Below are 21,510 nucleotides of genomic sequence, written 5' to 3'. Positions count from 1 at the left end.
TTTCAATCCTTCAATCTTTTAATCCCAAAAAAATGTCCGGCGAAAAAAACTTAGCTATTTTACTTAAAACCATGAAACCGCATCTTAATGAAGGGGAATATGTATTTTGCAGTGTCCCAAATGATGCTTCAGTAAGTTTTAAAGACATACTCTTCCATTTCAGGGAAGAAGAAGGCATAACACTGGTATTAAAAAAGCAAATAGCTGACGAATTAAGGCTTGATTATTCTTATGTGGCTTCATGGATTACCCTGACGGTTCATTCTTCCTTAGAAGCCGTAGGATTAACTGCTGCCTTCTCTACCGCACTCGGAAAAGAAAACATCAGCTGCAACGTAGTGGCTGCTTATTACCACGACCATATTTTTGTCGATAAAAAAGATGCAGAAAAAGCAATGACAGTACTCAACCGCTTTTCTGAAGATTAGCCAGATAAAACTTTCGCCAAAGCCATACCAAAGCCATACCAAAGCCATACCAAAGCCATACCAAAGCCATACCAAAGCCATACCAAAGCCATACCAAAGCCATACCAAAGCCACACCAAAGTAGTATCAAAGTAATGGTTGACCCATACTTGACCCATACTTGACTCATACTAAAGCCATATCAAAGTAGTATCAAAGTAATGGTTGACCCGTACTTGACCCGTACTTGACCCGTATCAAAGTGCTATATAAGTAGTATATAACTACAGTATGGTTGCTGTTCCAATACAATGTAAACAATAACTCAGCAACAATAACCCATAAAAAAATCCGGCATAAGCCGGATTCATCTGTATGTATGTCTTACTTACGCAATTTTATTACGCTTTCTGTCATTTTCGTTCAAATAGATTTTACGTAAACGAAGTGACTTAGGCGTTACTTCAACGTACTCATCTTTCTGGATGTACTCTAATGCTTCCTCTAAAGTAAATTTGATAGCAGGAACAATTCTTGTCTTATCATCAGCACCCGCAGAACGGAAGTTGGTTAACTGTTTCGTTTTAGTGATGTTCACCACCATATCGTCTCCTCTTGAGTTCTCCCCGATTACCTGACCTTCATACACATCCTCATTCGGATCAACGAAGAACTTACCACGATCCTGTAATTTGTTAATAGAGTAAGGAATTGCTTTACCGTTCTCCATTGAAATCAATGATCCGTTGATACGTCCTGCGATTTCTCCTTTGTACGGTTGGTACTCAAGGAAACGGTGTGCCATGATAGCCTCACCTGCAGTAGCAGTTAATAATTGGTTACGTAAACCGATGATACCGCGTGAAGGGATGATGAACTTAATGATCATACGCTCTCCTCTTGGCTCCATGCTTAACATTTCACCTTTACGCATCGTTACGAATTCAACCGCTTTACCTGAAACATTCTCCGGTAAGTCGATAGTCAATTCTTCGATTGGCTCACATTTAGCACCGTCAATTTCTTTGATGATTACCTGTGGCTGCCCGATTTGTAACTCATATCCTTCACGGCGCATTGTTTCAATCAATACCGACAAGTGTAATACACCACGTCCGAATACCATGAATTTATCTGCAGAATCAGTTTCATTAACGCGTAACGCTAAGTTTTTCTCTAATTCTTTAGTCAATCTGTCTTTTACGTGTCTTGAAGTAACAAATTTACCTTCTTTACCAAAGAATGGTGAATCGTTAATCGTGAACAACATACTCATTGTAGGCTCATCGATGGCAATGGTTGCCAATGCTTCCGGGTTTTCGAAATCAGCAACAGTATCACCAATTTCAAATCCTTCCAATCCTACAATAGCACAAATATCTCCTGCAACTACTTCATCAACTTTCTTACGGCCTAAACCTTCAAAAGTATGTAGTTCCTTAATTTTAGATTTTACAACCGCACCGTCACGTTTTACCAAAGAAACATTCATCCCTTCTTTCAAAACACCTCTTTGCAAACGACCGATAGCAATACGTCCTGTAAACGAAGAGAAGTCTAATGAAGTGATCAGCATTTGTGGTGTACCTTCCGATACTTTAGGAGCCGGCACATTGTTCAATACCATATCCAATAAAGGCTCGATGTTTTCAGTTTGGTTTTTCCAATCATCACTCATCCAGTTGTTCTTAGCCGAACCGTAAACAGTAGGGAAATCCAACTGCTCCTCAGTAGCGCCTAATTCAAACATCAAATCGAATACTTTTTCATGCACTTCTTCCGGTGTACAGTTTTCTTTATCAACTTTGTTGATTACCACACATGGTTTCAAACCTAAGTCAATCGCTTTCTGTAATACGAAACGCGTTTGTGGCATTGGTCCTTCAAAAGCATCCACTAACAAACAAACACCGTCAGCCATGTTCAATACACGCTCTACTTCCCCACCGAAATCGGCGTGGCCCGGAGTATCGATAATGTTGATTTTTGTTCCTTTATACGTAACCGAAACGTTCTTAGAAGTAATTGTAATTCCGCGCTCGCGTTCAAGGTCATTGTTATCCAAAATTAAATCACCTGTGTTCTCGTTCTCACGGAACAACTGACAGTGATACATGATTTTATCAACCAACGTAGTCTTACCGTGGTCAACGTGCGCAATAATCGCAATATTTCTAATTGATTCCATGTGATTTTTTTTGTGGTGCAAAAGTACGATTATTTTTTACATAAAAAACAATTTTAATTTCAAGGCTAAATACTTAACAATTAAGACATAATAAATAAACAGTATCTGCTGTCCTTTCCGATAAAAAACCCGCCGCTTCTTAAATATATTTTTTTACATTTATAAAAATTTAGAAGAATTAACTGACATGCAAGCAACTAACATAGACGAAGTCATAGAAATCTTAAACACCATTGTGGAAGAATGCAAAGCCAATAACAATCCGTTAGGTTATTTTGCAGTTTTATACCGAAAGGTAACCATCCGCGTAAAGGAAGGCATACTCAACAACCGTTTTGAAGACAATGCCCGCATGGAAAAACTTGATGTACGTTTTGCTAACCGGTACTTTAAAGCCTATTTTGACGATAAAAACAACACACCTATCTCAAAAAGCTGGAAGATATCATTCAAAGCCATTACCAAAAAACACCTGGTATTACAGCACTTATTAACCGGAATCAACGCACATATCAATCTGGATTTAAGCATCGCTACAGTCGACACAGTCGAAAACAATCCGCTCGATACCATTAAATCCGACTTTAACCACATCAACAGCCTCCTTTCTGAACTCACTGATGATGTCAAACAAAACATGGGCAGTGTTTCCCCAATATTCAAACTACTGATGCCTTTAGCTAAGCAATGGGATGATAAACTAATCGAATTCAGCATTCAGACAGCCCGTGACGGCGCATGGTTATTTGCCAATGATTTAAATTCAAATCCGGATAAAAGGGAAATATTAATAAAGGAAAGGGATGCAAAAATAGAAACGCTTGGCTTTAAACTTCTAAATCCCGTACGTACTCTCCAATGGGTACTTAATATGATATTATTCTTTGAAGGTGGCTCCGTAAAAGACAAGATTGAAACCCTTGAAGGTAAACTACAAACAGAACCAGCGTGGGTATAAAACAAAAAAGCCCTGCAAATGCAAGGCTTTTGAGTAAATTTTGAACACTAATTGAATTATAAAGCAGCTACGTGTCTAGTTAATTTAGACTTCAAGTTAGAAGCTTTATTATCGTGTATAATATTTTTCTTTGCTAATTTGTCAATCATTGAGATAACGCTTGATAATTTTGCAGCAGCTTCAGCTTTGTCAGTAGCTACACGGATTGCTTTGATAGCGTTACGCGTAGTTTTGTGCTGATATCTGTTTAACACTCTTTTCTTTTCGTTACTTCTGATTCTTTTTAGAGCTGACTTATGATTTGCCATTTTCTTTAATTTTAATTGTAATAATTATTATAAACTACTAGTTAAAAAAGAAAAACCTCCCACAACTGCATATACAATCACTTTGGTTTTAACTAATAAAACAAAGACTCGAGACACAAGCCTTTATTTTATAAAACTAATTTACAACTAATTTTGTAGCCCGTAAGGGAATCGAACCCTTCTTACCAGGATGAAAACCTGGCGTCCTAACCGATAGACGAACGGGCCATCACATTATTAATTTCAATATTTCAAAATTGTAGCCCGTAAGGGAATCGAACCCTTCTTACCAGGATGAAAACCTGGCGTCCTAACCGATAGACGAACGGGCCATTTACTTACTCTGATTCTCATTAAGAGCGCTCATTTCTGTAATGCGAGTGCAAAGATATACACATTTTTTATTTCTGCAATAGCTCCCGCAACTTTTTTTGAAATTTTTTTCTTATTTTTTAGTAAGCCTTTGCAAATAAGACTCTTCCGTTTGAAGGTTTTCCGGTCAAAATACAAACACCTGACTCCTCTTTTCTGTCCAAAGGCACACAACGAATCGTTGCTTTAGTCAAATCTTTAATCTTTTCCTCGGTTTCAGCCGTTCCGTCCCAATGCGCAGACACAAATCCACCCTTACCTTCTAACACTTCTTTAAACTCATCAAATGAATTTACTTCAGTAATATGGGAATTTCTGTAATCAAATGCTTTTGTATATAAACTCTTCTGAATCTCTTCCAATAAATCATTTATATAAGCAGCAACATCAGCTGCTGAAATCACTTCTTTAGACAAAGTATCACGACGGGCCACTTCAAATGTTCCGTTTTCCAAATCTTTCGGACCAATTGCAATGCGCACCGGCACTCCTTTTAACTCCCATTCAGCAAATTTAAAACCTGGTTTTTGGGTCGTTCTGTTATCAAACTTGACCGAAATACCCAGCTTCCTGAATTTAGCCTGTAAATCTTTTGCAACTTCAGAAATCTTATCCAATTCTTCATCCGATTTAAAAATAGGCACAATTACCACTTGGATAGGCGCTAAATTTGGCGGCAATACCAAACCGTTATCATCAGAATGCGTCATTACCAATGCTCCCATCAAACGGGTTGAAACTCCCCACGAAGTTCCCCAAACATGCTCTTGCTTACCTTCCTGATTCGCAAACTTAACATCAAAAGCTTTTGCAAAGTTCTGCCCTAAGAAATGTGACGTTCCCGCCTGCAACGCTTTTCCGTCCTGCATCAATGCTTCAATACAATACGTTTCATCTGCTCCGGCAAAACGCTCAGTTTCCGTTTTCACTCCTTTCACCACCGGAATCGCCATGAAGTTTTCAACAAAATCAGCATACACATTCATCATTTGCACTGTTTCATCCAGCGCCTCCTGTCTGGTTGCGTGCGCCGTGTGGCCTTCCTGCCATAAAAACTCGGCAGTACGTAAAAACAAACGTGTACGCATTTCCCAACGCACCACATTCGCCCATTGATTAATTAACAATGGTAAATCTCTATACGACTGCACCCAGTTCTTGTAAGTACTCCAAATAATAGCTTCACTGGTTGGACGAACAATCAACTCCTCTTCCAGCTTCGCATTCGGATCCACCATCAGTTTTCCAGGTTTTGATTCATCGTTTTTCAAACGGTAGTGTGTCACAATGGCACATTCTTTTGCAAATCCCTCAGCATTTTTCTCTTCCGCTTCAAACATGCTTTTTGGCACAAATAATGGAAAATACGCATTACTGTGTCCCGTTTCTTTAAACATTCTATCCAATTCGGCCTGCATTTTTTCCCAGATAGCATACCCGTAGGGCTTGATAACCATACATCCTCTTACACCGGAATTCTCGGCTAAATCAGCCTTGACAACCAGTTCGTTATACCATTTTGAGTAATCTTCTGCACGCTTCGTTAAGTTCTTGCTCATATTGAATAGTTTGGCACAAAAATTGTGAAATGTTAAATATTATTATAATTCGACAAAACTAACTATTTTTGAGTTGTCCAACAATAAATTTTATAAGATATGAAAACAAAATTCTTTTCTACAAAAGGCGCGATTGTTAAATCCTTTGTTGGATTATTGGGTTTAACCGCGATTTCCTGTGGTTCATACAAAAATGTATCATACTACGAAAACGACGGCATCTATGGCAGCGACCAAAGAGAACCTGTTACCCAAACCACAAGCAATACCCAATCTGATGATTCGAATAAAAAATACAAAGAGTATTTTGCCGCAAATGCCGACAATTACAGCACTAACGATTCGGATACATTTACCGATGTAGAAAATTATTCAACCAGTAACGACACTACAGAAGTTAAAAACCAGAAAAGTTATGCAGGATGGGGCGACAACACTGAAAATGTCACCATCAATGTATACGAAAGCAACTGGGGCTGGGGAGGCTACTGGGGATGGAACAACTATTGGGGATACAGACCCTGGAGAAGCCACTGGGGATGGAATTCATACTGGTGCGACCCTTACTGGGGCGGATATGCTTATTACGGACCATCGTACTGGGGAGGCTGGTATAGCCCTTACTACTATGGCGGAGGCTACTACGGAGGATATTATGGTGGCTGGTACGGACACGGTTACTACGACAGATATTATGGATATAACGGAGGAAGAAGAAGTGTAGCTTATTCAGACCGCTCAAGTGACAGACACTACGGAACAAGAAGTTACGACTCAAGAAGAAGATCTTCCACTTACAACAATGATTTTGGAAACTCTTCTAATCCAAGAACTTACACAAGCACACCGAGAAGAAGAAATTTCAACAATGAATCCAACAGCACATATACAGGCGTTCCGAGAACAACCGTAAACCCTCCTAAAAACTCAGATTCACCAAGAAGTCCAAGATCACAAAGCACTTATACAGGTGTTCCGAGATCTGAGGTAAATCCACCTAAAAATTCAGATTCACCAAGAAGCTCTTCACCAAGAACTTATGACTCTCCCAGGAGTTCATCTCCAAGAACTTATGATTCCCCAAGAAGCTATGAATCTCCACGTTCATCAGGAGGCGGCAATTATGGCGGAGGCGGAAGAAGCGGCGGAAGAAGATAATAATTAAATAACAAAACCTATACTCATACACATTAATTACGTATTTGTATAGGTTTTTTAACGAAATACAATCATGAAAAACTATATCTCAATTTTAGGATTGATTCTGGCAAGTACAGCCATGCAAGCCCAGGAAATCAACGACGCACTCCGATATTCCCAGACAGAACCTTTAGGAACAGCACGTTTCAGAGCATTAAGCGGTGCTTTTGGAGCTGTTGGCGGTGATTTATCAGCCATAAACCTGAATCCTGCCAGCTCGGTTATCTTCAACAACAATCAGGTAGCTTTCACTTTAAGCAATTACAATACCAAAAATAATTCAGATTATTTTGGAACCAGAACCAGCGACAGCAACAATTCGCTTGATTTAGGCCAGGCCGGTGGTGTTTTCGTTTTTGAAAACCATCATGAAAGCGACTGGAAGAAATTTGCTTTAGCCTTAAACTATGAAAATCAGAATAACTTTGACAATTCATTATTTATTTCCGGAACCAACCCGACTAATTCGATAGATGATTACTTTTTGAATTATGCAAACGGAATAGAACTCAGAACACTTAAAAATTTTAATTTTGAGGAATTATCATTCCGCGAGCAACAGGCTTATCTAGCATATTGGGCCTTTATTATTGATCCAATTCCATTGGCAAGTGACCCAACCAATTATGACAATCCAAACATCACCCAATACAGCTCCGCAATTGTTCCCGGGGATTTTTACCATGAAAATTCAGTGGAAACCACCGGTTACAATGGAAAATTAGCTTTCAATGCATCGGCAAATTATCAGGACAAACTAATGATTGGTATTAACTTAAATTCTCACTTTTCAGATTATGTGAGAAATTCGAGTTTTTTTGAAAGCAACGATAACAACACATCAACTGACACTTATGTGAAGAGGGTTTATTTCGACAATAGCCTGCATACTTATGGCAACGGATTTTCATTCCAACTGGGTGCTATTTTAAAATTAAGCAACCAATTCAGAGTTGGCGCCACTTACGAATCTCCAACATGGCATCGTTTAACCGACGAACTAATGCAAAGTGTTGCAGCCGTTAGCGGTGACAATACAAGCGAGTTACCTGCCGATATAGTTGACCCTAACTTAACCATGGTTTTTGCTCCGTATACCATTCAAACACCGGGTAAAATTACCGGAAGTGCCGCCATTATTTTTGGAAAACAGGGATTCATCAGCGTTGACTACAGCGCTAAAGATTACAGCTCGATGCGTTTAAAACCAGAAAATGATTATGCTTCTGACAACAACAGAATTGAAAATTTATTCACAACATCCAACGAACTAAGAATTGGTGGTGAATACAAAGTCAACCAATGGAGTCTTCGTGCCGGTTTCCGTTCAGAAACAAGTCCATACAAAGACGAAGATATGATGGGCGATCTAACCGGATATTCAGGCGGTATCGGATATAATTTCGGAGGAACCAAGCTTGATCTGGCTTATTCTACATCCGAAAGAGATTATGGTTACCAGATGTTCAGCACCGGATTAACTGACAGAGCAAAAAGCACTATAAAAAATAATAATGTTACGGTGACACTTTCATTTGAGTTATAATCAAAACAAAGTATAAACAATAATTTTTTAAAATAAAAACATCTAATTTTTCTTATTTAAATTAATTGACTCTACCTTTACTCAAATTAATTTAAATAAGAAAATACTAATGAGATTGAAACATTTTATTTTAACACTAATTCTAAACTCCTCAATTCTTTTATCACAACAACATTTACCCAGCAAAGTCAACACACAACACAATAGCATTACACGCATCGGTGATGACACCCCATTAGATCCTCTTGAAGATCTTTCTCCTGATACTCCTATTGATGAAAGTTTATTTTCAATTGAAATTTTGAATCTAACAACAAACGGTCTAATTCAACCCAACAACACTATTAATTTCAATGGAAAAGATGACTTAGTAATTGAATTTGATGTAAAAGCGAGTTATTATGGTACCTACAATACCGGTTTTATAAACAATTTAAGAATTGGAACTTGGATGTTCAATCCAAACAATCATAACAATCAAACAGCTGAAGATTATGATAATGGAGTAAGAAGTTATTATTTAGTTTCTGAAATAGTTAATTTAGAGAAAGTAAACAATTATTACACAAAAACAGTACATCAAAAAATTACTTTACGCAAATACACCATAAGCAATACTGGCTATACTTTTCAAACAAACATGTTCTCCATAGGTCTTCATAAAAACCTAAAAAGGACCGATTTGTATAAATTAGCAGGAGGCACAAGTGAAAGCTACCCCAACAACATACCGGATAGAGTAGAAGCTCAAATAACCGATTTAAAATATTCAGACAATCTTCCAATCTTAAACAACAAAATTGTTGTCCCTAACACTGCAGAAGGCTACTCAAGTATAGATTTTAAAATAAATTACAGTCTTATACATGGCAGTAATCTTGTGTCAGGATATTATGGATCCATGAATATTGCAATACATAACCCTGAGGGATCAACGCTTTACACTACCCTTTTGGTAACACCAAAAATTTTTACAAATTATATTGGTAGTGAAACATATCAAAATATTCAAATACCTTCGTCCAAATTAATAAATGGAGCAAAAATAATAGTTACCTTCCAGTTTCAAGGAACAAATTTTCCTTTTATTTTAGCAGAATCCGTTATTAAATCAGATTTAATTTCAAACAACTTAATCCATGAAAACAAAATAGTTGCACCGGGCTCAATTGTATCCTTAACAAATAACTATCTTCCAAGCATTATCAGTACAAAAGTATGCCCTTATAGAACTGATTGTGAACGAGAAATTAAATACATCAATTATTTCAAATGGCAATACAAAACAACAAATGAGAATACATGGCATGATTTTGTAAATCAAAATAGTAATGATTTAATCAATATCGGACCAATCAACGAAGATACATTAATCCGCAGAATAGCGATTGACACTGACAATGGGTTTTACAACATAAGCAACACAATTTCTATTTCTATCAACAATTCAATCATAGTCAATACAATTTGTTGTGATCAGACTTTAACTTCACTTGTTAATCCATCAATTTTTACTGGAAATGCCGTAACAAACAGTAATTTAAAATACAAATGGCAAATGGCCAAAACCGGTGAAAATATAAACTTTAATAACGACTATGTTTGGACAGATATACCTAATGCCACCGGCAAGGATTTTCAATATATATATACTTCAAATTTACGACCTTATCAATACCTTGGATTTAGAAGATTAATTACTGAAAATGGTATCGTTAAAAGCATAAGTAACCCAATTGCGGTAATAAGGAGAGTATCGTCAGCCAGAACAATGCAAGATGAAAATGAAGATTCTGATTCAATCAAAATGAATCAAAATGATTTTGAAATAACATCTCCTTATCCTAACCCAAACAATGGGACTTTTTATTTAAAAAACGACTTAAACCTAGGAACTTCATTTTATTTAGTTGATACTTACAGTAGAAGGATTAAAAATTTCTCGTTTACAACAAAAGATGAAGAAGTTGAGTTCAAAATAGATGACCTTCCAAATGGTATCTATTTCTTAAAGAGTGAAAGAAATAACAGTTTTTTAAAAAAAATAATTAAAGAGTAATCTTCAAGATATTTTAACTTTGATAATATCCATTTCCAAACAGATATGGATTTAAAAAATAAAAGCCCACAGATTTGTGGGCTTTTTTAGTACAAAATCAGTCTAAATTAAGCCTTCAGCCTTTAAATGTTTCGCTACCTGAAATAAATGTTGTAATTTTGCGCTCCTAAATTAAAGCAATGAGAACCAAATCGTTAAAGAAAAACAAGATTAATGTAATTACACTGGGTTGTTCAAAAAATGTTTACGACAGTGAAGTCTTAATGGGGCAATTAAAAGCCAGCGGTAAAGATGTAGCTCACGAACAGGAAGGTAACATCGTAGTAATTAACACTTGTGGTTTTATTAATAATGCCAAAGAAGAATCGGTTAACACGATTTTAGAATATGTTGACAAAAAAGAACAGGGTATTGTCGATAAAGTTTTCGTTACCGGATGTTTATCTGAAAGATACCGTCCTGATTTAGAAGCAGAAATCCCTAATGTGGACCAATATTTCGGAACAACCGATTTACCTTTACTTTTAAAAGCTTTAGGTGCCGATTACAAACATGAGCTTTTGGGTGAACGTTTAACTACAACACCTAAAAACTATGCTTACTTAAAAATTGCCGAAGGTTGTGACCGTCCATGCAGTTTCTGTGCCATTCCTATCATGCGCGGAAAACACGTTTCCCAGCCAATTGAAAAATTAGTCAAAGAAGCAGAAGGTTTAGCTGCTGACGGCGTAAAAGAATTAATTCTTATTGCACAGGATTTGACCTATTACGGTTTGGATTTATATAAAAAACGTAATTTGGCCGAATTACTTGAAAATCTGATAAAAGTTGAAGGAATTGAGTGGATTAGATTGCACTATGCCTTCCCAACCGGATTCCCGATGGACGTTTTGGAACTAATGAAAAACGAGCCAAAAATCTGTAATTATATTGATATTCCATTGCAGCATATTTCAGATAACATCCTGAAATCAATGCGTCGTGGAACCACTTATGCAAAAACTACCCAACTGTTAAAAGACTTCCGTGCTGCCGTTCCGGGAATGGCTATCCGTACAACTTTAATCGTTGGTTATCCGGGTGAAACGGAAGAAGATTTCCAAATCCTTAAAAACTGGGTTGAAGAAATGCGTTTTGAGCGTTTAGGCTGTTTTGCTTATTCACATGAAGAAAACACACATGCTTTTTCATTGGAAGACGATGTGCCGGACGACGTAAAACAAGCAAGAGCTACCGAAATAATGGAAATCCAGGCTCAAATTTCATGGGATTTGAACCAGGAAAAAATCGGACAGACTTTCCGTTGTATTATCGACAGAAAAGAAGGTCAGTATTTTGTAGGAAGAACAGAATTTGACAGCCCGGATGTTGACAACGAAGTATTAATCGACGCTTCTAAACATTACCTAAAAACAGGAGAATTCGCAACCATCAAAATCTTTAATGCCACTGAATTCGATTTATACGGAGAACCGGCAACTAATTAAAAAGTTTCCATCGCTATAAAAAAGAATAAATTGTAGTAAAAAACTGTATTTTTTCATTAACTTTATTTAGAACGAACACTAAATAACTACAAATGAAAACATTACATTTTTTACTACTTTTTCCTTTTATAGGCATTTGCCAACAAGGAACCCTTACGCCTCCTGAAAAATTATTTCCGGAAACAATTCACTGGACTTCACAATCTCCTGTAAAAAATCAGGGAAACAGGAACACCTGCAGTGCTTTTGGAGTTGCTGCCGCTCTTGAAACTTTAGAAGGCGTTCCAAAAGATCTAAGTGAAAAGTACCTTTATGCTGTTCAAAAAACAAATGATTATGCCAATCAAAAAGAAACATCTACAGGGCAATTACTTTACTATTATCCCAACGCATTAATAAAAGACGGAGTAATTACCGAATCTGAATTACCTTATAATCCGCAAGCAACCAGAAGATGGCTTAAAGATGACTCAGAAATGGTAAAATACATCATAGAAAGTGACATTGGCGCCATAACTTTAGGTACAAAATACAAAACTAAAGCCCGGATTTTCCTTAAAGAATATGAATATCTCGACGGAATTACATCTAAAAACGTTGACTACATCAAATCACTGCTTAAAAACGGCATAAAAGCTATACCTGTCAGTTATAAATTATACTTACCGGCATGGAAAAATTATAGATCATCAACATTCAACACCATTACTCCTGATCTTGGCTACACACTTTTTGGAGTAACAGGAAAACCAATGACCTTTACAGATGCCAAAAATCTTTATTCAGACAATCTAACCGAAAGAATATTAAGCGGAGAGTTAAAGTATGTCCAAACTGATTCAGACGCTAACCAATATGGATATCATGTGGTAACCATAATTGGCTATGATGACCAGGGTTTTATTATCAAAAATTCATGGGGAACCAACTGGAGATGGAATGGTTACGAAAGAGTCAGCTTTGATTTTCATAAGTTATTTGGTTATGAAGGCCTTGTCCTTAAAAGCGTTACCATAAAAAACTAAAAAACAAAAGAATTTAGTCCATAAAAAAACTCCAAAACAGTAATGCTTTGGAGTTTTCGCTTAATTAACCTTAAAAATCTATTATATCACAGTCCCTTTAAAAGACAACACTTTTGGTGCCTCTTCCGCATTGGTTGTCACGGTAACTGTTTTTGTGAATGCACCTTTAGCCGCTGCATTGTATGTTGCTTTAACCTGAGCCTTTTTACCCGGCGCAATTGGTTCTTTTGTATAATCTGTTGCCGTACAACCACAAGAAGCTTTTACATTTGTGATAATAACAGCTGTTTTACCAGTATTTTCAAATTCAAATTCGATAGTTACCGGTTTTCCCTGAGGAATTTGTCCTAAATCGATTTGTTCACTTTTCCATTTGATTGATGAACCTTCAGCAACTTTTACAATCATATCTTTAACTGGTGTTACAACCGAAAAAGACATTAAACCTAAAGTCAGTGCCAAAAGAGAAATCTTAATTGCTTTCATAATTTTCATTTTAGTTAGAATTGATTTGTTGTTTTTGTATAACCCAAATGTATTTCATTAATTTTCACACAGCTGTTAACCGTTTTTAAATGTTTGTTAACAACTTGTTAACGATATAAACAAAGGTTTTTTTTCAGTAATATTACAGTAAGAATTCATCGCTTTGAAAATAAAAAAACTTAATAGTATCATTGTTTTAGGATTAGTCGCTACGATAGGAATCCTTATTGCGCAATTGCTGTGGACGAAAGAAGCTTTCTCTATAGAAGAACAGAAGTTTTCCCAGAAAGCCCATATTGCATTAATAAATGTTGTAAAACATCTTTATGAAGGAACAAATCATGAAGTACCGGCCAACAATCCCGTAAAAAAGGTATCCAATGATTATTACATCATTAATGTAGATAATGATTTTGATCCGGAAATCCTGGAACATTATCTGAAAGTCGAATTTGAAAAAATTGGCATCACAACCGATTTCGAATATGCCATGTACAATTGCCACAGTGATGAAATGGTTTACGGGAATTACATCTCATTCAGCAATAAAACACCTAAAAAGACTTCTATTTCTTTCCCGAAGCATAAAAATTTAATTTACTATTTTGCCATCCGTTTCCCGAATGAAACCTCTTACCTGTTTAGTTCCTTAAGGTTCTGGTTCATACTTTCCTTTGCATTAATTATTATCTTATTAGTATATGTTTATTCTATTTACACGATTATCCAACAGAAAAAATATTCGGAATTACAGCGTGACTTCATTAATAATATGACCCACGAATTCAAAACACCTTTGTCATCCATTTTAATTGCGTCCAATTATTTAAACCAACAGGAAGACATCAAAAAGGATCAAAAACTCGAAAAATACACTAAAATCATCATTGATCAGACCCATAAACTAAATCATCACATCGAGAAAATCCTGAATATAGCCAAATCAGACAATGCACCACTTGTTTTGGAGAAAAGTGAATTTACAATCATTCCGGTGATTGCTTCGGTGATTGAAAGTATTCAATTGAAATATCCCGATACAAAAATCACAATCGATTCAAAAAAAGACGATTATAAAATCAACGCCGATCAATTTCATTTCACTAATCTGATTTATAACCTCATTGATAATTCGGTGAAATATTGCGATTGCTATCCCGAAATAACGATTAAGTTATCTGATGATACTAAACAACTGAAAATAGAGTTCATTGATAATGGTATCGGTATTTCCAACAAAAACATATCATTCGTTTTTGACAAATTTTACCGCATTCCAACCAAGAAAAGCAATGAAGTCAGCGGGTTTGGATTGGGACTGTACTATGTCAAAAAAATATGCACCCAACACAACTGGAAAATCCTGATGCAGAACAATAATAAACAAGGAATAACAATAACCATCTTAACTCCGTTAACCTAAATATGGCCAAGATTAAAATTTTATACGCCGAAGATGACGAAACATTAGCTTTCCTGACCAAAGACAATCTGGAACAGAACAATTATGACGTTACCCATTGTCAAGATGGCGAAATGACTTATGAAGCTTTTAAAAACAATGAATTTGATATTTGCATACTGGATATCATGATGCCTAAAATGGATGGATTTGAACTAGCCGAAATGATCCGGAAAACCAATACCCAGATTCCCATCATTTTTCTTTCGGCGAAAACCTTAAAAGAAGACCGTATAAAAGGATTACGTCTTGGAGCCGATGATTATCTGGTCAAACCTTTCAGTATTGAGGAATTACTTTTAAAAATTGAAGTCTTCATCAAGCGATCTGCAAAAAGCGAACCTGTCGATAAGAGCATTTACAAGCTTGGCAAATACCAGTTTGACAGTAAAAACTACTTTGTTGTTTCCGGGGAAGAAAAAACAACCTTGACCCAAAGGGAAGCTGAACTGTTAAAACTGTTCCTCGATAACAAGAATGTGGTTTTAAAACGCGAAGAAATCCTGAAATCGCTTTGGGGAGATGATGATTATTTTATGGGTAGAAGTCTTGATGTGTTTATTTCCAGATTACGGAAAATAATTGCAAATGAAGAAGGCATTTCGATTGAAAATCTTCATGGAATCGGTTTCCGGTTTTCAACAACCGGGTAAATTTAATTTAAATAAATAATTACCTCAATATTACCCCTGAAATCATTAGTCGGGAAAAGGGAAAACAACCCGTTTCTTAACCTTAAGTTTAACATTTCGTACGGTAAAACCATAGTAAATACTGGGGATAACCGCTTATGTTTGTAATAAGAAAATTTACAACTATGATTCCAGAAACACTATCCATCGTTGAAAGACAAATTCTTGCCAATCAGTACCGAATTCTTTCCAAAATTGAAGACACTCCAGAAGATTACGAATTAAAAATTGAAATCCTTGAAAACGGTTTTACAGAAAGATACTATGAAGTGTTTGATGTAGCACCTGAAGAAATTTCTTTGGAAGTATGTGAAGAAACCACCCAGATTTTATTCATGTATAAAAGGATCAATGATGCTTTGAAAAAAATGTCATTGGAAGATAAAAAAGGACTTGACCTTGATAAAATCAAATTTGAAGGTTTTAATGCCCGCAAAGACCAACATTACCATTATTTGGAATTCATGATTGAAAAAATGGATTTATGGCAGGAACACCTGGCTGTTTATTCGGTATCAGCAGATGAATTCCAATTACCCAAATACAAGCGTATGTTAGAATATCAGATTTATCTGCTTGATAATGATAAATATGAATTCAGTAAAAAAGATATAGAACAGATGATTAACGTTGTCGCCAATCCTAGTAATAAAATTCCATTTCAATTAGCAGTGTAATATTTGTATCTATATACAATTTCTAGGGTTTAAAATAGTTTCCACACCATGGAAACTATTTTTATTTTAAGAAGGTATCAATCATTTCATATAATTTGGCTTTGTCCAGCGGCTTGGTAATATAGCTGTCGAAACCAAACTTTTGGATGCGCTCAATTTCATCCGTTGAGGAGAAAGCAGTTTGTGCTATGACCGGCACCTTTGGCCTTGCATCTTTCACTTTAGCAAAAGCATCATAACCACTCATTCCCGGCATTTTGATATCCATCAGGATTAAATTAATTTCTTCATCCCCTTCACAGATATCAATTGCTTCGATACCGTCTTTTGCCCTGATCACATTATAATGCTTCATTTTCAGGAGTTTTTCGATCAGCAAGTAATTGATATTATCGTCTTCGGCAACTAAAATTGTGATTTCTTTATCATACACATCTTCTTTTGCTTCTTCCTTGGTTCTGAATTTTCTGGACGTATCTGTATCGACAACCAACGGAATGGTAAAATTAAAAGTTGACCCCACTCCCATTTTAGAATCCAGATGAATCGTACCGCCCATTAAGTGTACGTAAGCCTTCGAGATAGCCAATCCTAATCCGAGTCCGCCCACTTTAATGGAATAATCACTATCAACCCTTCTGAACCGGTCGAAGATAAAAGGCTGGTCTTCCTTATCGATTCCAAGGCCGGAATCCCTTACAAAGAAATGAATTTCGGTTCCGTCAGTGCTTTTATTGTATCCAAATTCTACAAACCCTGAGTTGGTAAACTTCACAGCATTTGTAATTAGATTAATCAGTACCTGTTTCAGTTTGATTTCATCAATAAGGATTCTGGTTGTTAGCGGATAATTAGCTTCCACCAAGCGGAATTCTATGTTTTTGTCCTTTGAAATGGTAATCGCAATTGATTTATACAATTCATTCATACAAGATTCCAGGTTTACGCTTGAGATTTTCGGTTTCACCTGATTCGAGTCAATTTTAGACATTTCGATCAGATCATCAATAATGGAAACCAGATTTGTACCACTCTTATTAATGATCTTGATGTAATTTAATTTCTCCTCTTCGTCGATATCCTTTTCCTTCAGTAGTTCCGAGAAACCAATGATAGCATTCATAGGAGTTCTGATTTCGTGCGACAGATTCGTCAGGAAAGCCGTTTTAAGTTGGTCACTTTCTTCAGCCTTTGCCTTAGCTTTTTCCAGTTGTTTCCGTTGTGAAAAAGCCTCATCAAACAAGATTCCTATTCTTCTGAATTCCCCCGGGGATGATTTTAATTTTTTGATTGCCTTTTTGTTACCCTTCTCAAGGATTTCTGTGGTTAATGACAGTGGTTTTGAAACCCAGCGCCGTAAGAACAGTGTATATATCACTAAAAACAAGATAAAGGCAAACATGATAATCAACAGAATCTTCTCGGTATCGTTGAAATTCACATAGAACTTCCTTTTAAAAACGATGTCTGTCACTTTATCCCCGTTCCAGGATTTTAAAGTATGGAATCCCTGAATGTAATCATCGAAGAATAACTTTTCATTTTCGGAGTCAGAGAAAAAAACTTTTGCCGTACTGATTTGTTCCAGTCTTTTAATGTATCCGGCATCCAGAAGCCGCACCATAACAAAGTAGCCTTCCGGTTTTGTTTTCACCTTATTGGGATCATTTGAAGGATGGATGGTTGCCATAAAAACTTCGGCGTATCCTTCCGGTACTTTTGCATAAAACGTAATGAGTTTCTTTTTATACACCTCATTCAGCAGCTGTTTGGTAATAAATGAAACCGGCTGTTTGATTTCATGCGTGTATTTCTCCCCTAATTTATTTCCGTTCAGCTCATATACCCCGAGGTATTCGACAAAATACATATCGATGGCACTGGCGATGGTATCATCAAACCATTTCTGGTCTTTGGTTTTAATATACTTCACCAGTTCGTCCCAATATGTAATATCGATAATGGTAGAAATATGCGATTCAGAGTTGAGCTCCATGAGGGATTTCACCTCATCATTGAGCTGCTTTTGCGACATGGCATATACTTCATCCTCCTGCTTGAGTGTATAATAAAAAAGGTATAGAAAAAGTAGTATAAATGCGACGCTGGAAACAAAAATCAACAAGAGTAACTTCGAGTAGATTGAAAGTTTGTCGATTTTTTTCATGTGATCCGCTTATATTCAATATAAACTTAGTGAAATTATAATTATTTAACAAAAAATACAAGAATAATGATAAAAACAACATTTCAAAAACAATCCGACGGGTTATAAAACCAGCAGATTGCTTTCTTTAAGGGTTTGCATTGGCTTTGAAAACCAGAACAATTCAAAGTCATCCAGGCCGTTATTTTCAAAATCGGTTTTGATTTCCTGGAAGTTATTCCGTTTCTCTTTTGTCACGGCGATTTTGTCCAGGATACCTTTCAGCCATTCCCCTTTATCCTTTTCCACGGTGATGTCGAACGATTCGCGCTTATCGTGGAAAGTAAGTTTCATCATTTCCCAGGAGTTCCCTTTTTTGGATTTTGTAAACAATTCGGCAGAAGGATTACCGCCAATCCAGACAATTTTAGCGTTTGGTTTGATTTGCAGATGATTTTCCTCCTGTAAACAATCGTAGATAAAATCAGGATTGATTTTAGTGTTGGGGATTTTAAAGTCGAACCAATCCTGTAACGGATAATCAAAACAGATACCGTGCATGTAATTGAACAATGACTTTTTCAGGCCGAAGCTAAACTTATCGTGGTTGATTCCTGTTTTATCCTTGAACTGAATATCGTTATTTGCGAAAGAGATTTCGTTAAGCTGCGGTGTTACCCCGAATTCCTCCGGGTTCATCCCTACGGGGCTGTGTGCTGTCATGGCAAACTGGTGCCAGAAACCCGATTGCAGGATTCCCAGTTCGAACATTTGGCGTACCATTTCGAGGCTGTCGATAGTTTCCTGAATGGTTTGCGTGGGATACCCGTACATCAGGTACGCATGCACCATAATCCCCGATTCAGTGAAGTTGCGTGTTACCTTTGCTACCTGTTCAACGGTTACCCCCTTCTTGATTAATTCCAAAAGACGGTCGGAAGCCACTTCGAGTCCGCCCGACACGGCGATACAACCTGAGGCTTTCAATAAAACACACAAATCGGCGGTAAAACTCTTTTCGAAGCGAATGTTTGTCCACCACGTCACCGTTAAATTACGCCTCAGGATTTCCAGTGCCACTTCGCGCATCAATGCAGGCGGAGCTGCTTCGTCGACAAAATGGAAACCATTCTCCCCGGTTTGTTCGATAAGTTCCTCCATCCTATCCACCAGCGTTTTAGCATGAATGGGTTCATAGACCTTAATATAATCCAGGGAAATATCACAGAAGGTACACTTCCCCCAGTAGCAACCGTGCGCCATGGTCAGTTTATTCCAGCGGCCGTCACTCCAGAGACTGTGCATGGGATTAGCAATCTCGATTACCGAAATGTACTTATCCAGTAACAAACCGGTGTAATCAGGCGTACCCACTTCACTCTGTTTATAATCGTGGCGGGTCGTCGTGTTTTTATAGACCACTTCCCCATTTTCAAGGAGGAATGTTCTTCTGACTTCGACAGGCTCAGCCACCTCTATTGCATTTAATAAAAGTTCTATTGGTAACTCCCCGTCATCGAGAGTGATGAAGTCAAAGAATTCGAAAACGCGGGCATCCTTCAGGTCCCTTAATTCGGTATTAGGGAAACCACCTCCCATAGATACCTTAATCTCAGGGTAATTTTCTTTTATGAACTGCGCACAACGGAACGCACTGTACAGATTTCCCGGAAACGGGACCGAGAAACAAACCAATTGAGGTTTATCCTCCTTCTGCAACTGCAAATCCAGAAGACGCAGGGTTATATGATCAATGTATGTGGGCTCAGTCTGCAGGTAATCATATAATTCATCGAACGAGTTGGCACTTCTACCGAGACGTTCTGCGTAGCGGCTAAAACCAAAGTTCTCATCGATGCATTCGACGATAAAATCAGAAAGATCCTCCAGGTATAACGTCGCCAGGTGCTTTGCTTTATCCTGCATCCCCATGGAACCGAAAGCCCAGTCCATGTCATCCAGCTGGCTGAAGCGTGAAGCTTCGGGGAGGAAATTCCCGGAACACATTTGGCGTGCCAAGGTAGGATTCTTCCCTTGCAGGAATTCGATTACCGCATCAATTGTTTTCAGGTATTCGGTTTTTAATGCGAAGATACGCTCAGAGTTTTGCGACATTTCGGTCACATCACCGGCAACAAAATCAAAAACATTCGTCAGACCCGCTTTGGAAAACAATTCCAGAATCACTTCGATACCCAAATCCATCTGAAAAGACGAAATGGACTTAGTATTGAGAAAACCTTTCAGGTAAGCCGTTGCCGGATACGGCGTATTGAGCTGTGTAAAAGGCGGTGTGATAAGCAGGGTACTGTACATTGCAAACGATTATGCGGCAAAATTACTCCATATTTTTAATGATATCGTGTATTTGCTGAATTTTATCGGCCGTGAGCGTGTTAATTTTCTCCTGAAGCCCGTTATCAACTTCGGTTTTCGTTAATGAATGGAGAGCGTGGTCTTTTGGAAGCGCACTATTTGCGGATGGTTTAAAATCAATGAGATCATTGGGTGTACAATTGAAATCCCGGCAGATTTTCTCCAGTATATCCAGGTTCATTTGACGAACATCGTTGTGTGTCATCTTTGTGGCAAAACTGCCGGAATAACCAAGTGAAGTCATATGTGTAAAAGGACGATGAATTCCTTTCATTTTAAAGATGCGGTTAAAATTGAAGTATAACATATCATAAATTTTAAGAATGTACTTACAAAATGTATGCCTTACTTTTTGAGATTCATTAAAAAAAACGTGTCTGGTAAGAAAAAATACGTGCGAGAAAAGAAAGAAGTCGTGTCAGAGGAAGAATAAATCGTGCAAAAGGAAGAAAAAGTCGTGCGAGAAAAGAAAGAAGTCGTGTCAGAGGAAGAATAAATCGTGCGAAAGGAAGAAAAAGTCGTGTGAGAAAAGAAATAAGTCGTGTCAGAGTAAGAATAAATC

Annotated in this window: 18 protein-coding genes and 2 tRNA genes; 10 read left to right on the top strand and 10 right to left on the bottom strand. The window is 37.1% G+C overall.

Going from position 1 to position 21,510, the window contains the following annotated elements:
• Positions 1–32: 32 nt before the first annotated feature.
• Positions 33–428: an ACT domain-containing protein gene (locus NAT51_RS09605; protein WP_250598437.1), complete on the top strand. Its 396-nt coding sequence runs from the start codon at positions 33–35 to the stop codon at positions 426–428.
• Here NAT51_RS09605 and NAT51_RS09600 read toward each other — a convergent pair.
• Together NAT51_RS09600 and typA are read right to left on the bottom strand one after the other, a co-directional pair.
• A complete protein-coding gene (locus NAT51_RS09600) occupies positions 406–597 on the bottom strand; it encodes a hypothetical protein (protein WP_250598435.1) in 192 nt (63 codons plus the stop codon). The genes NAT51_RS09605 and NAT51_RS09600 overlap by 23 nt on opposite strands.
• Before the next feature lie 198 nt (positions 598–795).
• Positions 796–2,595, bottom strand: coding sequence for a translational GTPase TypA (typA, locus tag NAT51_RS09595; protein WP_250598433.1), 1,800 nt, complete (start codon positions 2,593–2,595; stop codon positions 796–798).
• A gap of 187 nt (positions 2,596–2,782) precedes the next feature.
• On the opposite strand from typA, the gene NAT51_RS09590 reads away from it, so the two are divergent.
• A complete protein-coding gene (locus NAT51_RS09590) occupies positions 2,783–3,553 on the top strand; it encodes a DUF5995 family protein (RefSeq protein ID WP_250598431.1) in 771 nt (256 codons plus the stop codon).
• A gap of 56 nt (positions 3,554–3,609) precedes the next feature.
• Here NAT51_RS09590 and rpsT read toward each other — a convergent pair whose 3' ends face one another.
• The 4 genes from rpsT to proS form a co-directional block, all read right to left on the bottom strand.
• Complete coding sequence (rpsT, locus tag NAT51_RS09585) at positions 3,610–3,861, bottom strand: 30S ribosomal protein S20 (protein ID WP_250598429.1); 252 nt, start codon at positions 3,859–3,861, stop codon at positions 3,610–3,612.
• 156 nt (positions 3,862–4,017) lie between these two features.
• Positions 4,018–4,089, bottom strand: a tRNA-Glu gene (locus tag NAT51_RS09580).
• Between the two features lie 32 nt (positions 4,090–4,121).
• A tRNA-Glu gene (locus NAT51_RS09575) sits at positions 4,122–4,193 on the bottom strand.
• Between the two features lie 120 nt (positions 4,194–4,313).
• Complete coding sequence (gene proS / locus NAT51_RS09570) at positions 4,314–5,792, bottom strand: proline--tRNA ligase (RefSeq protein WP_250598427.1); 1,479 nt, start codon at positions 5,790–5,792, stop codon at positions 4,314–4,316.
• A gap of 99 nt (positions 5,793–5,891) precedes the next feature.
• Here proS and NAT51_RS09565 point away from each other — a divergent pair, with 99 nt between their 5' ends.
• The 5 genes from NAT51_RS09565 to NAT51_RS09545 all read left to right on the top strand — a co-directional run bounded on the left by NAT51_RS09565 (position 5,892) and on the right by NAT51_RS09545 (position 13,109).
• Complete coding sequence (locus tag NAT51_RS09565) at positions 5,892–6,950, top strand: hypothetical protein (protein ID WP_250598425.1); 1,059 nt, start codon at positions 5,892–5,894, stop codon at positions 6,948–6,950.
• A 73-nt stretch (positions 6,951–7,023) separates the two neighbouring features.
• The gene (locus NAT51_RS09560; protein ID WP_250598423.1) at positions 7,024–8,538 is read left to right on the top strand and encodes an OmpP1/FadL family transporter; all 1,515 of its coding nucleotides are present in this window, start codon (positions 7,024–7,026) and stop codon (positions 8,536–8,538) included.
• A gap of 109 nt (positions 8,539–8,647) precedes the next feature.
• Positions 8,648–10,597 carry a T9SS type A sorting domain-containing protein gene (locus NAT51_RS09555; protein WP_250598421.1) on the top strand — a complete coding sequence of 650 codons (1,950 nt, stop codon included), beginning with the start codon at positions 8,648–8,650 and terminating at the stop codon, positions 10,595–10,597.
• A 179-nt stretch (positions 10,598–10,776) separates the two neighbouring features.
• Positions 10,777–12,084: a 30S ribosomal protein S12 methylthiotransferase RimO gene (gene rimO / locus NAT51_RS09550; protein ID WP_250598419.1), complete on the top strand. Its 1,308-nt coding sequence runs from the start codon at positions 10,777–10,779 to the stop codon at positions 12,082–12,084.
• A gap of 92 nt (positions 12,085–12,176) precedes the next feature.
• On the top strand, positions 12,177–13,109 hold the full coding sequence (locus NAT51_RS09545) for a C1 family peptidase (protein WP_250598417.1): 933 nt from the start codon (positions 12,177–12,179) through the stop codon (positions 13,107–13,109).
• 81 nt (positions 13,110–13,190) lie between these two features.
• Here NAT51_RS09545 and NAT51_RS09540 read toward each other — a convergent pair whose 3' ends face one another.
• Positions 13,191–13,595: a DUF1573 domain-containing protein gene (locus NAT51_RS09540; protein WP_250598410.1), complete on the bottom strand. Its 405-nt coding sequence runs from the start codon at positions 13,593–13,595 to the stop codon at positions 13,191–13,193.
• Between the two features lie 163 nt (positions 13,596–13,758).
• On the opposite strand from NAT51_RS09540, the gene NAT51_RS09535 reads away from it, so the two are divergent.
• From NAT51_RS09535 to NAT51_RS09525, 3 genes are all read left to right on the top strand, one after another.
• Positions 13,759–15,018, top strand: a complete 1,260-nt coding sequence (locus NAT51_RS09535) for a sensor histidine kinase (RefSeq protein WP_250598408.1) — start codon at positions 13,759–13,761, stop codon at positions 15,016–15,018.
• A gap of 2 nt (positions 15,019–15,020) precedes the next feature.
• Entirely contained in the window at positions 15,021–15,710 is a 690-nt protein-coding gene (locus NAT51_RS09530) for a response regulator transcription factor (RefSeq protein WP_250598406.1), read from the top strand.
• 164 nt (positions 15,711–15,874) lie between these two features.
• Entirely contained in the window at positions 15,875–16,426 is a 552-nt protein-coding gene (locus tag NAT51_RS09525) for a YfbU family protein (protein ID WP_250598404.1), read from the top strand.
• Positions 16,427–16,487: 61 nt separating this feature from the next.
• Here NAT51_RS09525 and NAT51_RS09520 read toward each other — a convergent pair whose 3' ends face one another.
• The 3 genes from NAT51_RS09520 to NAT51_RS09510 all read right to left on the bottom strand — a co-directional run bounded on the left by NAT51_RS09520 (position 16,488) and on the right by NAT51_RS09510 (position 21,222).
• Entirely contained in the window at positions 16,488–18,593 is a 2,106-nt protein-coding gene (locus NAT51_RS09520) for an ATP-binding protein (protein WP_250598402.1), read from the bottom strand.
• 102 nt (positions 18,594–18,695) lie between these two features.
• The gene (locus tag NAT51_RS09515) at positions 18,696–20,888 is read right to left on the bottom strand and encodes a B12-binding domain-containing radical SAM protein (protein WP_250598400.1); all 2,193 of its coding nucleotides are present in this window, start codon (positions 20,886–20,888) and stop codon (positions 18,696–18,698) included.
• 22 nt (positions 20,889–20,910) lie between these two features.
• A complete protein-coding gene (locus tag NAT51_RS09510; protein WP_250598398.1) occupies positions 20,911–21,222 on the bottom strand; it encodes a helix-turn-helix domain-containing protein in 312 nt (103 codons plus the stop codon).
• Between the last annotated feature and the right edge of the window lie 288 nt (positions 21,223–21,510).

The sequence above is a fragment of the Flavobacterium amniphilum genome (assembly GCF_023634845.1).
In the GTDB taxonomy this organism is placed as follows: Bacteria; Bacteroidota; Bacteroidia; order Flavobacteriales; family Flavobacteriaceae; genus Flavobacterium; species Flavobacterium amniphilum.
Note: the sequence above shows the minus strand (reverse complement) of the source record. Positions and strands in the feature narration are given on the sequence as shown.